Origin of the sequence: Halorubrum sp. Atlit-28R (assembly GCF_003665955.1) — an archaeon.
Lineage (GTDB): Archaea > Halobacteriota > Halobacteria > Halobacteriales > Haloferacaceae > Halorubrum > Halorubrum tropicale.
Genome location: NZ_QPLS01000001.1, coordinates 280,334 through 293,172 on the forward strand (window position 1 = coordinate 280,334; position 12,839 = coordinate 293,172).

General features: G+C 71.2%; 16 protein-coding genes. 2 read left to right on the forward strand and 14 right to left on the reverse strand.

Translation table 11 applies throughout. From position 1 onward, the window contains the following. Position 1 precedes the first annotated feature (1 nt). From trkA to ribH, 12 genes are all read right to left on the reverse strand, one after another. Complete coding sequence (gene trkA, locus DVK06_RS01535) at positions 2-1,339, reverse strand: Trk system potassium transporter TrkA (RefSeq protein WP_053772275.1); 1,338 nt, start codon at positions 1,337-1,339, stop codon at positions 2-4. A gap of 65 nt (positions 1,340-1,404) precedes the next feature. Further along, positions 1,405-2,073, reverse strand: a complete 669-nt coding sequence (locus DVK06_RS01540) for a mechanosensitive ion channel family protein (RefSeq protein WP_394345478.1) — start codon at positions 2,071-2,073, stop codon at positions 1,405-1,407. A gap of 20 nt (positions 2,074-2,093) precedes the next feature. After that, complete coding sequence (locus tag DVK06_RS19970) at positions 2,094-2,222, reverse strand: hypothetical protein (RefSeq protein WP_394345479.1); 129 nt, start codon at positions 2,220-2,222, stop codon at positions 2,094-2,096. A 30-nt stretch (positions 2,223-2,252) separates the two neighbouring features. After that, the gene (locus DVK06_RS01545; protein WP_053772372.1) at positions 2,253-2,498 is read right to left on the reverse strand and encodes a YhbY family RNA-binding protein; all 246 of its coding nucleotides are present in this window, start codon (positions 2,496-2,498) and stop codon (positions 2,253-2,255) included. Between the two features lie 94 nt (positions 2,499-2,592). After that, a complete protein-coding gene (locus DVK06_RS01550) occupies positions 2,593-3,039 on the reverse strand; it encodes an SHOCT domain-containing protein (RefSeq protein WP_121599053.1) in 447 nt (148 codons plus the stop codon). Between the two features lie 77 nt (positions 3,040-3,116). After that, positions 3,117-3,623: a DUF5797 family protein gene (locus DVK06_RS01555; protein WP_053772277.1), complete on the reverse strand. Its 507-nt coding sequence runs from the start codon at positions 3,621-3,623 to the stop codon at positions 3,117-3,119. Continuing rightward, positions 3,620-4,924: an Asp-tRNA(Asn)/Glu-tRNA(Gln) amidotransferase subunit GatA gene (gatA, locus tag DVK06_RS01560; RefSeq protein ID WP_121599054.1), complete on the reverse strand. Its 1,305-nt coding sequence runs from the start codon at positions 4,922-4,924 to the stop codon at positions 3,620-3,622. The genes DVK06_RS01555 and gatA overlap by 4 nt, the downstream gene beginning before the upstream one ends. Beyond that, positions 4,924-5,226 carry an Asp-tRNA(Asn)/Glu-tRNA(Gln) amidotransferase subunit GatC gene (gene gatC / locus DVK06_RS01565; protein ID WP_053772279.1) on the reverse strand — a complete coding sequence of 101 codons (303 nt, stop codon included), beginning with the start codon at positions 5,224-5,226 and terminating at the stop codon, positions 4,924-4,926. The genes gatA and gatC overlap by 1 nt, the downstream gene beginning before the upstream one ends. A gap of 78 nt (positions 5,227-5,304) precedes the next feature. Beyond that, positions 5,305-5,733 (reverse strand): DUF5788 family protein, encoded by a 429-nt coding sequence (locus tag DVK06_RS01570; protein ID WP_121599055.1) that lies wholly within the window; start codon positions 5,731-5,733, stop codon positions 5,305-5,307. Positions 5,734-5,831: 98 nt separating this feature from the next. Then, positions 5,832-6,335, reverse strand: a complete 504-nt coding sequence (locus tag DVK06_RS01575; protein WP_121599056.1) for a universal stress protein — start codon at positions 6,333-6,335, stop codon at positions 5,832-5,834. Positions 6,336-6,465: 130 nt separating this feature from the next. Then, positions 6,466-7,620: a pyridoxal phosphate-dependent aminotransferase gene (locus tag DVK06_RS01580; RefSeq protein WP_121599057.1), complete on the reverse strand. Its 1,155-nt coding sequence runs from the start codon at positions 7,618-7,620 to the stop codon at positions 6,466-6,468. Between the two features lie 25 nt (positions 7,621-7,645). Beyond that, positions 7,646-8,050 (reverse strand): 6,7-dimethyl-8-ribityllumazine synthase, encoded by a 405-nt coding sequence (gene ribH, locus DVK06_RS01585; protein WP_053772283.1) that lies wholly within the window; start codon positions 8,048-8,050, stop codon positions 7,646-7,648. 459 nt (positions 8,051-8,509) lie between these two features. On the opposite strand from ribH, the gene msrA reads away from it, so the two are divergent. Continuing rightward, positions 8,510-9,049, forward strand: a complete 540-nt coding sequence (msrA, locus tag DVK06_RS01590; RefSeq protein WP_121599058.1) for a peptide-methionine (S)-S-oxide reductase MsrA — start codon at positions 8,510-8,512, stop codon at positions 9,047-9,049. Positions 9,050-9,439: 390 nt separating this feature from the next. Then, positions 9,440-10,120 (forward strand): metallophosphoesterase, encoded by a 681-nt coding sequence (locus DVK06_RS01595; RefSeq protein WP_053772285.1) that lies wholly within the window; start codon positions 9,440-9,442, stop codon positions 10,118-10,120. Between the two features lies 1 nt (position 10,121). On the opposite strand, the gene DVK06_RS01600 is transcribed toward DVK06_RS01595, so the two are convergent. Together DVK06_RS01600 and DVK06_RS01605 are read right to left on the reverse strand one after the other, a co-directional pair. Then, positions 10,122-12,272: a prolyl oligopeptidase family protein gene (locus DVK06_RS01600; protein ID WP_121599059.1), complete on the reverse strand. Its 2,151-nt coding sequence runs from the start codon at positions 12,270-12,272 to the stop codon at positions 10,122-10,124. A gap of 118 nt (positions 12,273-12,390) precedes the next feature. Next, positions 12,391-12,708, reverse strand: a complete 318-nt coding sequence (locus DVK06_RS01605) for a hypothetical protein (RefSeq protein ID WP_053772287.1) — start codon at positions 12,706-12,708, stop codon at positions 12,391-12,393. Between the last annotated feature and the right edge of the window lie 131 nt (positions 12,709-12,839).

Genomic DNA, 12,839 nt, shown 5'->3' on the forward strand with positions numbered 1-12,839 from the left:
CTCAGGCCATCGAGGCGATGTCGCTCACGGAGTCGGCCTCCACGAGGAGGATGACGTGGTCGCCGGCCTGAAGCACCGTGTCACCGCGGGGCGTGACCAGCCGGCGGTCCCGGGTGATCGCGCCGATGACGAACCGCGCGTCGCTGTCGGCGACGATCTCCGAGATCGGCCGGCCGACGAGCCCGCACCCCTCGGTGAGTTCGAGTTCGAGGACCTCCGCCTGGTCGTTCTCCAGCACGGCGATGTTCTCCGCGACGCTCTCGTAGGTGAACCGCGTGATCTCCTCGGCGGTCACCGTGCGGGGGTTGACGGCGATGTCGATGCCGATCTCCTCGAAGACGGTGACGTAATCGGGGCTGTCGACGACGGCGATCACGCGGTCGACGCCGAGGCGCTTGGCGAGCACGGAGATGAGCAGGTTCTTCTCGTCCGAGCGGAGCGCCGTGACGACGATGTCGGCCTCGTCGACGTGCTCGCGGGTGAGGAACTCCGTGTCCGTCGCGTCGTGCTCCATGACGACGGTTTCCGGGAGGTTCTCCGCGAGCCACCGCGCGCGGTCGGGGTCCTGCTCTATCAGCCGCGGGCTGAAGTCGCGCTCCTCCAAGAGCCGGGCGGTCTGGTAGCCGATCTCGCTGCCGCCGACGACCACGATCTCGTCGGCGCGGTCGGGCGTCGCCTCCGGCGCCACGTCGGTCGCGAACGACTGGACGCTCTCGGGGCTCCCGATCACCACCGCGCGGTCGCCGACGGCGATGTCGGTGTCCCCGCGGGGGATGACCATGTCGCCGTTCCGGAACAGGCCGACGAACGTGAGCGACTCGAAGCGGTCCGCCTCCGAGACGGTCTGTCCGGCGACGGGGCTCCCCTCGGCGATCTCGAACTCGGCCATCTGGACGAGGCCGCCGGCGAACGGGTCGACGTCGACGGCCGCCGGGAGCCCGATGACGCGGACGATGTTCTCCGCGGTCAGCAGGTCCGTACACACCATGAAGTCGACGCCGAACGCCCCCTCGCTACCCTCCCACGTGCGGAGGAAGTCGGTGCTCTTGACGCGGGCGATCGTGAACCCGTCCCCGAGCGTCTTGGCGGTGCCGCAGGCGACGAGGTTCGTCTGGTCGTCGTCGGTACAGGCGATGACCATGTCCGCGCGGTGGACCTCGGCGGTCGACTGGATCTCCGAGGACGTGCCGTCGCCCGCGATGGTGAGGACGTCGAGTTCGTACTTGAGCTGTTCCGCGCGGTCCGGGTCGACGTCCACGACGACCACCTCGTGGTCCGACGCGAGACTCGCGGCGATGCTCGTCCCGACCTCGCCGGCCCCGATGACGACCACGTACATGGGCACACCCAGTTACCGGACCCTCAAGTTCGTTACTATCGGCCCGGCCGGGCGCGGCCGCTTCGTCAGTCGTCCCCGCCGAACGACGCGGGGTCCGTCCACTCGTTGCGCCCAGAGACGGTCCGCTGCGGGAAGGGGATCGAGATCTCCTCCTCGTCGGAGCGCGCCTTGAGGACCTTCACGTAGTCGGCGCGCGCCTTGACGAAGTCCGCCCGCGAGGGGTCCTCGATCCAGGTCCGCGACTGGAGGCCCACGTAGGAGTCGGCCAGCTCGGTGAGCCGGACCGACGGCGCCGGGTCTTCGAGGATGGCGTCGCTCTCCTCGGCCTCCTCGACGATGATGTCGGCCGCCTTCTCGACGTCGTCCTCGTGGGCGATCCCGAAGACGCACTTCAGGCGCAGCGCCTTCTTCGCGACCGGGTTCTTCACCACGTCGCTCGTCAGGGCGTGGTTCGGCACCGTGAGCAGCTCGTTGTCGAACGTGCGGACGCGGGCGACGCGGAAGGAGATGTCCTCGACGACGCCCGAGTTGCCGTTCCGCTCGGTCCGGTCGCCGATGCGGAACGGCTTGTCGGTGTAGCTGAACACGCCAGCGACGACGTTCTTGATCACGTCCCGGAGCGCGAAGCCGATCGCGAGCGTGACGCCGGCGAACAACACGAGGAACGCCAGGATCTTCTGGAGCGGGCGCCTGGCGTGCTCGTCGAGCCCCCGCCTGTCGAAGACCCGCTTCACGGGGGGGTGACGGCCGCCTCCTAGAGCAGGTACGTCGCGACGACGACGAGGAAGATGGCGGCGTCGACGACGAGTTCCGTCACCGGTCCGAGGTACGGTCGGAGCGTCCCCGCGACCGCGACGACGCCGGAGCGTCCCCGCGACCGCAACGACGCCGGAGGGCCCCGCGGCGGCGCTCGTCAGTGGAGCACCGCCGTGTTCCCGCGCGTCTCGATCAGGTCGGCGCCGACCGCGTCGGCGAGCTCCTCGGCGAGCTCGTCGGTCGTGGTACCCCCGCGGGCCGCGCGGAGGAACTTCACCTTCACCAGCTTCCGGTCGTCCAGCTGGTCGGCCAGCTCGTCGACGACCGAGTCGATGCCGTGCTTCCCGACCCAGACGGTGACGTCGAGGTCGTGCGCCTCCTTCCGCAGTTCCTGGTCGCTCATACGCGGTCGAGTCGGTCGCGCGCATTGAAGCTTGAGGTTCGGTCGCGCCGGGCTCGCCGCCGCGACACCGCCCGCCGCGACGCCGTCGCCCCGATCACCGCTCGCGTTCGACGTCGCGCTCCCGGTCGGCGGCCCGGTTCCGCTCGGCCCACTCGGCGGCGTCTTCGGGGGTCTCGGTCTCTAACAGCCGGTCGAGCTTCCGCTCGAACTGCTCGTCGGTGAGGTCGCCGTTCGCGTAGCGGGTCCGCAGCCGTTCGAGGGCGTCCACGGTGTCGGCTGACTCGTCGTCGCTCTCCGCCGTCTCCCCGTGTCTACCCCACAGCGGATCGGGGTCGTACTCCTCGAACTCGGACTCCTCGGCCTCCTCGTCGAACAGCATCGAGACGACCGGAACGATCACGATATAGCCGAACAGCATGAACCCGAGCCACCAGTCGAACCCGAGCAGGAGGGCGGCGAGCCACGTCCCGGTGACCGTCGTGGCGGCGATGCCGCTCGCGTTGCGGCGGAGCCGGTCGCGGAGGGTCTCGTCGTCGGCCATCGCCGTGACGGTCTCCGTCGCGGTACAAAGTCGTATCGCCGACCGGCGACGACCGGACCGCCTGGGGGACGGAACGCCTACGACTCGATTTCGACGGTTATCTCGTCGCGGTCGACCGCCAGCCGGAACGTCGGCACGGTGCGGTAGACGACCTCGACGACGTTCTTGCGTTCGAGGCTGCGGAGCGCGCGCCGCACCGCGTCGACCTCGGGGTCGGCGTCGTACGCCTCTCGGAGCGCGTTGAGCACGCTGACGACGGACTGCGAGCGCTCGTCCGGGCCGGCGAGCACGTCGACCACCCGCGACTCCAGTTCGGGGACGCGGATCGTCTCCGGCACGCCGCCGCGAGCGACCGCGTCGGGCTCGACGCCCGGCTCGACGTCGACGAGGTCGTTGGCCTCCGCCGTGGCGCGGATCAGGCTGTCGTCGTCGCGGTAGTAGTACTCCTTCAGGTGGGTCTCCAGGTAGCCGTGGACCTCGCTGCCGCTCTCCATCTCCCACGCGTCCTGGAGCTCGCCGTTCTTCGTCGGCTGGAGGCGGACCACGTCGGCGAGCCGGTCGCGTTCCTCGTCGGTGAGGCTCATCGCACCTCGACCGCGCTCGCGGCGCGGACGATGGTCTCCTCGCCGAACTTCGGGCCGACGAGCTGGAGCCCAACCGGGAGCCCGTCCGCCTCGCCCGCGGGCACGGAGATAGCGGGGAGGTTCGCGAGGTTGACCGGCGTCGTGTTCGCGTCCGCGAGGTACATCCGCAGCGGGTCGTCGAGGCTCTCGCCGAGCTCGAAGGGGAGGACCGGCATCGTCGGCGACGCGACCACGTCGACGTCGTCGAAGGCGTCCTCGAAGTCCCGACGGACCCACGCGCGGGCGTCCTGCGCCTTCTCGTAGTACTTGTCGTGGTAGCCGGCCGAGAGCGCGTACGTGCCGAGCAGGATCCGGCGTTTGACCTCCGCGCCGAACCCCTCCTCGCGGGTCTCCGCGAACGACTCGTTCCAGTTGCCGTCCGCGTCGCTCCGGTGGCCGTACCGGACGCCGTCGAAGCGCGCGAGGTTCGAGGAGGCCTCCGCCATCGCGATCACGTAGTAGGCCTGGACCGCGTGCTCGACGGAGGGGAGCGAGATCTCGGTCGTCTCCGCGCCCTGCGCCTCTAGGTCGTCGATCGCGGCCTCGACCGTCTCGACGACGCGCTCGTCGGCGCCCTCGAACAGCTCCGTGGGCACGCCGACCGTCAGGCCCGCCACGTCGCCGTCCGCGGCCGCGGCGTAGCTCGCGTCGGGGTCGGCGCCCTCGACCTCGCGCAGGTCGCGGGTCGTCCCGTCGTTGGGGTCGTCGCCCGCGATGACGTCGAGCGCGGCGGCCGCCTCCTCGACGGTGTCCGCGATCGGGCCGATCTGTTCGAGGGAGTTCGCGTACGCGATCAGGCCGTACCGGGAGACGAGCCCGTAGGTGGGCTTGATCCCGACGACGCCGCAGAAGGCGGCCGGACAGCGCACCGAGCCGCCGGTGTCGGAGCCGAGGGCCACGTCGGCCTCGCCCGCCGCGACCGCGGCCGCCGAGCCGCCGGAGGAGCCGCCCGGGACGCGGCCGGTGTCTACCGGGTTCCGAGTGGGGCCGAACGCGGAGGTCTCGGTCGTCGTCCCCATCCCGAACTCGTCCATGTTCGTCTTGCCGACGACCGTCGCGCCCGCCTCGGTCAGGCGGTCGACGACGGTCGCGGAGTAGGGCGGGACGTAGTCCGCCAGCATCTCCGAGCCGCAGGTCGTCCGGATCCCTTCGGTGGAGATGTTGTCCTTCACGGCGACGGTTTTGCCCGCCAGCGGGCCGTCGGCGTCCGCGTCGCCCTCGATCGTCGCCTCCGTGACGAAGGCGTTGATATCGGCCGCCATTACGACACCTTCGGCCCGACGAAGAAGCCGTCCTCCGTCTCCTCGGCGTTCGCGAGCGCCTCCTCCTGGGAGAGCCCCTCGCGGACCTCGTCCGGGCGCATCACGTTGACGAGCTCCTCCTCGCGCTCCGTCTCCGGGACCTCGTCGAGCGCGGCGAAGTACTCCAAGATGTCGCCGAACTGCGCCGCGAACTCGTCGACCTCCTCGTCGGCGAGCCGCACCCGCGCGAGATCGGCGACGTGTCTGACCTCCTCGGCGTCGACGGCGGCCTCGCCGTCGTCCGACGCTGCGGTGTCGCTCATACCCGAACGTACCACGCGGGCGGCGAGTAAGGGTTTCGGAAGGGGGCCGGCGACGCCGGGTCGGGGCGGGACCCGGAATCACCGGACCTGATCGACGAACGCGAGCCAGCGCTCGTGGCCCGCCAGCGTGTCGGCGTGGTGCTCGTCGGCGAACCCCGGCCGGCGGATGCCCTCCAAGGCGTTGAGCGCGCGGTCGATGCCGACGACCTCGTCGGCGAGCGCCTCGGCGGTCTCGCGGCCGAGGGGGTCGCTCTCCAGCCGCTCGACGCGCCGCGCCCGCTCGGCCCTGAGCGACTCGCGCGCCGCAGTCACCTTCCGGTCGAGCGCGGGCGGGACCGCGTCGACCTTCCGGGTCTCGACGATGAACGCCGACAGGTCGACGGCGCTCCCGTCTATCTCGACCTCGTCGGGCACGCTCGCGCCGACGGTCGCGCTGGGGCTGTTCACGCGGTCGAGGAGGGCCTCGCGAACGCCGTCGTCGATCGCCGTTCGCTCCGGGTCGCTCATGGGTCCGCGTGGGCGACGGAGCCGGGAAAAATCATCGGCCGCCGGTCGGATCGGTCCGCCGGCGTCCCGCGTCCGCTTCGGTCGTCCGGTCCGCCGCCTCACTCGTCCTCGTCCGCCCGCACCGTCATCACCGGCACGTCCGAGAGCCGGACGACCTTCTCCGCGACGCTGCCGAGCAGGTACCGCTCGACGCCGGTCCGGCCGTGCGTCCCCATCACCACGAGGTCGGCGTCGGCCTCGTCGGCGTAGCGCAGTATCACCGAGTGGGGCGTCCCCGACTCGACCGCAGTCGTCAGGTCGACCTCGCCGGTCGAGGCCTGGATGAGCGCCTCGGCGTGGTCGGTGAGCCCGGCCTCGACCTCCTCGGGGTCGGGCCCGTCCCCGTGCCGCCCGATGTAGCCCTCGTCGGGCGACCGCCCGCTCATCGCCTGCGGGTCGTCGTCGAGGAACGCCCCGCTCAGGCCAAGCCCGCCCTCGCGGGTGTCGATCACGTGTAACACGTCCACGCTCGCGCCGAACTGCGACGCGAGCGCCCCCACGTGCGCCGCCGCCGCCTCCGATCCGGCGCTCCCGTCGGTCGGGTACAGTATCCTGTCGTACATCGTACCACCAAGTTGAAACTTCGAGGAGCGGGGTGAAAAACGCATCGCAGCCCCCGTTCGCGGCCGATCCGCGAGTTCGTCCGGTCGGCAAGCGGGTGAGACCGCGGCGTCCGCGGGCGGGCTGGCGGGGTTACAGCAGGTCGTTCGAGACGAGGCGGTCGACCGCCTCGCGCAGTCGCTCCTCGCTCGCGGCGTAAGAGATGCGGGCGTAGCCGGGGGCGTTGAACGCGCTGCCGGGGACGCAGGCGACGGCCGCGCGCTCGATCGCCGCCTCGCACCACTCCTGGTCGTCGTCCGCGACGGGGATCATCATGTAGAACGCGCCGTCGCCGACGTCGACGTCGACGCCGTGCTCGTCGAACAGGTCCACGAGGAGGTCCCGGCGGTCGGCGAAGGCGTCGCGCATCTCCTCGACCGACGCCTCGGTGTTCTCCAAGGCCTCGATCCCCGCGCGCTGGACGAAGTTCGTGGCACAGGAGACGGAGTGGGAGTGGAGCTTCCCCGCCTCGCCGACGAACTCGTCGGTGGCGTGGAGGTAGCCGAGCCGCCAGCCGGTCATCGAGTACGCCTTCGAGAAGCCGTTGATCGTCACCGTGCGGTCGGCCATCCCGTCGAGACTCGCGAGCGAGACGTGGTCGGCGTCGTAGACGATGCGCTCGTAGATCTCGTCCGAGATGACGGCCACGTCGTGCTCCACGGCGAGGTCGCGGACGCCCTCCAGGGCCGCCTCCGAGAACACCGCGCCCGTGGGGTTCGACGGGGTGTTGACGACGAGCAGCTCGGTGTCGTCCGAGACTGTCTCGGCGAGCTCGTCGAGGGCGGGCTCCAGCTGGAAGCCGTGCGGCGCGAGGTCGACGCGCGAGAGGTCGGCGCCGGCGAGCTTCGCCATCGCCTCGTAGGAGACCCACGCCGGGTCGAGCAGGACGACCTCGTCGCCCTCGTCGATCAGCGTCTGGAACGTCTCGTACAGCGCCTGCTTGCCGCCGGGGGTGACGATCACCTCGTCGGCGTCGGCCTCGATCCCGTTGCCGCGGAGCTTCTCCGCGATCGCCGACTTCAGCTCGGGCACGCCGTTCGAGGAGGTGTACCCCGTGTGGCCCGCGTCGAGGGCCGCCTTCCCGGCCGCGACGACGTTCGCCGGGGTGTCGAAGTCGGGCTCGCCGACCGAGAGGTCGACGATGTCCGCGCCCTCGGCCTCCTTCTCCGCCGCCAGGTTCGATATCGCCAGCGTCGCGCTGGGCTCTACGCGTCCGATCCGCTCCGAGAAGTCGTATGCGTCGCTCATGTGTCGTGTGTGATCGTCGTGTCCGTCAGTCGAGTTCCGTCGCGAGGTCGATCGCGGCCGCGGCCGCGTCCGCCCCCTTGTCGATCCGCTCGCGCGCCTCCGCGCCGGACATCCCCGGGCCGCTCACGCCGAAGGTGACCGGCGTGTCCCGGTCGAGGCTCACGTCGGTGAGCTTCTCGGCGGTCGCGTTCGCGATGACGCGGTCGTGGTCCGTGTCGCCGGTGACGATGGCGCCGACGACCGCGACGGCGTCGACGTCGTCTCGGCGCGCCAGCCGGTCGGCGGCCAGCGGGCTGTCGTACGCGCCCGGCACGCTCAGTTCGTCGACGACGACGGCGTCGCGGTCGGCGGCCGCCTCGCGGGCGGCCTCGGCCATCGGCTCCGTGACGGAGTCGTTGAACCGCGCCACCACCAGTCCCAGCGAGACCATACGCGACGTGGAGCGGGCGACGGCAAAGGTCTACCGTTCGACCGCAGGGTTGCCGGGCGAACCTGTTCGGGACGGACTGGGGCGGTCGACTGATCGGTCATGAATCGACCTGCGGTGGCGCGTGCCTGCGAGGTCGCACCGCGGCCGAGCAGCACGCGCGAGGGAGTCGGCCGACCGCAGGGAGGCCGACGAGGCTGGGGAGGTGTGAGGTGCGGTTGCGGTGCGGTCGGGTGGGGCTCGAAGGGGCAGTCGAGAGGCGGGCGCAGGCGACGCAAGCACCACAGGGAGCGAACAGAGTGAGCGACCGAGGAGCGCAGCGAGCGTGCGTCCGCCTCCCGACTGGGGCTTCGAGGTGTTCCCCGACGAGTTAGCAGCGATCGGTTATGAATAAACGAACGAGTCGAGTCTCGGCTTTCCGGCCACGCGCCATTAATACGTCTCCGACGCCAACACGAGTCCATGACCGACACCGAGACCGCGACGGTCGGCGGCGGCTGCTTCTGGTGCGTCGAGGCGGCGTTCAAGGAACTCGACGGCGTCGAGCGCGTCACCTCCGGCTACGCCGGCGGCCACGTCGAGGACCCGAGCTATCGGGAGGTGTGTACCGGCAACACCGGCCACGCCGAGGTCGTTCAGGTAGAGTACGACCCCGAGGCGCTCTCTTACGAGGAGATCCTGGAGATCTTCTTCACCGTCCACGACCCGACCCAGCTGAACCGACAGGGGCCGGACGTGGGTACCCAGTACCGGTCGATCGTCCTCTACCACGACGACGAGCAGCGCCAGATCGCGGAGAACTACGTGGCCGCGCTCGACGAGGAGGGCGGCTACGACGACGACGTGGTGACCGAGGTCGAGCGGCTGGAGACGTTCTACCGCGCCGAGGAGAAACACCAGGACTACTTCGAGAAGAACCCGGCCGACGCCTACTGTACGATGCACGCGCAGCCGAAGGTGGAGAAGGTCCGGGAGCGCTTCCGCGAGAAGGTGAAGGCGTAAGTGACGGGACGGAACACCGCCGAAGATCCAGTCGCACACTTATAAATAGCTGAACGCGGACCGCCGGTGAACACCGCCGAAGCCCCAGTCGCGAGGACTCGCGCGGCTCGTTGCGCGCTTCACTCGGTCGCTCACTGCGTTCGCTCCCTCGTTCAGTGCTTACGTCGCCGTGCTTCGCCCTCGCGACTGCCCCTTCGAGTCCCACCCCGCACCGCGACCGCACCTCACGCCTCCCCAGCCTCGTCGGCCTCCCTGCGGTCGGCCGACTCCCTCGCGCGTGCTCCTCGCGGCCGCCTTCGGCGGCCACTCGCAGGCACGCGCCGGGATCCCAGTACAAGTCCTCGCGTCGCGCCACAACCTATTCCCTCTCGCCGGCCGAACCCATCTCCGATGAAGGTCGGCCTCATCTCGGACGTTCACGCGAACCTCCCGGCGCTGGAGACGGTCCTCGACGACATGCCCGCCGTCGACCGGATCTACTGCGCGGGCGACGTGGTCGGCTACAACCCGTGGCCGGCCGAGTGCGTCGAGCGCGTGCGCGAGGTCGCGGCCGCAACGGTCCGGGGGAACCACGACCGCACCGTCGAGAGCCCGCACCGGTACAGCGCCAACCGGATGGCCGAGGCCGGCCTCGAGCACGCGAAGGCGTCGCTGTCGGCCGACCAGCGCGAGTGGATCGACGCCCTCCCGCGGACGGAGACGTTCGCCGGCGACCGGTACCTGCTCGTCCACTCGCACCCCGCCGCCGAGCGCGAGGACGCCTACGTCTACCCGGAGGAGTTCCCGAACCTCGACCGGCACATGGGCGAGTACGACGGGATCGTCCTCGGCCACACCCACGTTCAGGGGTGCCGCGACGTGGCCGGCGGCTTCGTGTGCAATCCGGGCAGCGTCGGCCAGCCGCGCGACGGCGACCCGCGGGCGGGCTACGCCGTCCTCGACACGACGGCCGACGGAACCGACGCGGTCGAGACGTATCGCGTGGAGTACGACGTTGACCGCGTCGCGGAGGCGGTGCGCGAGGCCGACCTTCCCGAGACGACGGCGGAGCGCCTCTACGAGGGCGAGTAGATCAGGCGTCGTCGTCGCGGTCGCTGATCTCCACGCCCAACCGCTCGTACAGGAACGCCCACGAGTCGGTCTGCTCGTCGACCACCATTGAGGTCGGCTTCCCCACGCCGTGCCCGGTCGCCGACTTCGTCCGGAGGAGGAAGGGCCCGCCGTCGGCCTCGTTCTGGAGCCGCGCGGTCATCTTCCGGGCGTGCGAGGGGTGGACGCGCGTGTCGCTTGCGGCCGTGGTGAAGTAGACAGGCGGATACGACTCGTCAGCGTCGACGTTGTGGTACGGCGAGTACGCGCGGAGGTACTCGAACGCCTCCGGGTCCTCCGGGTGGCCGTACTCCGTCGTCCACGACTCCCCGAGCAGGAAGCGGTGGAACCGCAGCATGTCCAGCAGGGGGACCGCACACTGCGCGGCGGCCCACAGGTCCGGGCGCTGGGTGACCACCGCGCCCACCGAGAGCCCGCCGTTCGACCCGCCGGCGACCGCCAGGTGGTCAGTGTCGGTCAGCCCGGACGCGCAGAGCGCCTCCCCGGCCGCGACGAAGTCGTCGAAGGTGTGCTGTTTCTCCGCGAGCATCCCGGCCTCGTGCCACGGCTCGCCGTACTCGTACCCGCCGCGGGCGCACACCGCCGCGAACGCGCCACCGTCCGCGAGGAACGGCAGCCGGAACCGGCCGAACGACGGGGTGATACTGTTCCGGAAGCCGCCGTAGCCGTACAGCAGCGTCGGGCGCGGGCCGTCGACGGCGGCGTCCTCGCGGTAGCAGACGAACACCGGCACCTCGGCGCCGTCGGTGGAGTCGACGAACCGCTGTTCGACGACGAGGTCGTCGGGGACGGGGAGGTCGACGGAGTCGACCTCCGTCGACGCCAGTTCGGCCTTCGCGTCCGCCCCGCCGTCGAGGTCGAGCGCCCGGACCGCCGGCGGCCGGTCGAAGCCGGTGAGCCCGAAGAACGCCTCGGGCGCGTCGCGGTTCCCGGAGACCCACGTGACGGAGCAGTACGACGGCAGCGACACGTCGCGCAGGTGCGTCCCGTCGCGGTCGTGGACGGAGAGCCGCGAGTGGGCGTCGCGCTGGCGGTGGACGAGGAGGCGCTCCGGGGTCGGCGCCACCGACTGGATGATCCCCTCGCCGCCGGGGAGCAGCTCGCGGCACTCCTCGAAGGAGAGGCCGCCCTCGCGGAAGCGGTCGACCGAGCAGGCGAGCAGCCGCCGCCGGGGCGCGCCGTGGTCGGTCGAGACGAACGCCGTCCCGTCGTGGAACTGGACCGACGTTTCGGCGTCGGTGTCGGTCAGGACGGGGCGGAGGTCGCCGTCGACGTGGACGTACCACTCGGTTCCCCCCACCATCTCGGAGAAGGCGACCGCGAGCAGCCCGGAGTCGGGGTCGACCGTGACCCGCGGCCAGACGTGCTGGTCGTCGTGTTCGAGCAGGAGTTCCTCCGCCTCGGGGCCGTCCGCGAGCCGGAACCGGCGGATCTCTTTGTCCATCTGCGCGCCGTCGGCCGCGCCGCCGGTCGCGACGTAGACGAGCCCCTCGCCGTCGGCCGTCCAGGCGAGGCCCCCCGCGTTGACGCGGCCGCGCTCGGGGAGGACCGCGACCTCCTCGACGCCCGCACCGTAGCCTCCCGAGCCCTCGGATGCCGGCGATTCAGTCGGGTCGGGCACGGACAGGACTCGCACGTCGTAGTTCTCGTCGCCGCCCTCGGTGACGCCGACCGCGACGCGCTCGCCGTCGTGCGACGGGACGTACCACGCCATCGACCGCGGCGGGCGCTCCGCGTCGCGGTTCGCGGCCCAAGCGTTCGGGTCGACGAGGAGGCGGCCGTCGCCGTCGGGAGCGTCGCGGACGACGAGGCAGGCGTGGTCGGCCCCGGGCTCGCGGACCGTCGCGAAGTAGCGCCCCTCGCGGACGGCGATCGGGCCGTAGTCGGCCACCTCGACGAGGTCCTCGAAGCGCGGGCGGAGCCGGTCCCGGAGCGCGTCGTCCAGCGTCTCGTCGACGTGGGCGTTCTGGGCGTCGACCCACTGGTCGACCGCCTCGCCGTCGCCTTCGAGCCATCGGTACGGGTCGTCGACGTCGACCCCGTGGAGCGTCTCCGTGACGACCTCGCGGCGCGTCTCCGGCGGAGAGCGGGCCGGAGCGGATTCGCGTGGCATACGGATCGGTGTCGCCGGCGACGCAAAACCGCTGGGGTCGCGGCGGCCGAGGCCGCCGATCCGCTCGCGTCGCGGGGTCCGAGGCAGACGCGTTACGGCCGAGCCACGGCCGAGTCCCTCACGGCCACAGGCCCGCGACGAACAGCAGGTTCCGCGCGGCGACGGCCAGCGAGAGCGCGCCGACGCCGCCGCACATCAGGGTGGCGACGAACCGTCGCGTGCCGCCGGCGACCGCGACCGGGAGCCCGATGACGGCCATGCCGACGGCCTTCGTGAGGAGCATCCCGCCGAGGAGGCCGAACCGGGAGATGAACAGGCGGCCGACGGGCGACCCCTCGACGTACTCGCTGCCCGAGAGCGCGACGTAGGTCGTGCCCACGTCGGCGGCGATCCCGACGAGGAGGAGGCACACGGCGAGGGCGAGGCGAGTGACCACTGACCGAGCGAACGCGGTACGCACCAATAAACCTCCGGACGGGGGGCGGAAGCCGTCGCGGTCGGGCGTCGATCCACCTTCCGGCGCGGAGCGAACGGGGTTGGCCGCGGGACGCGCACAACAAGACGGTA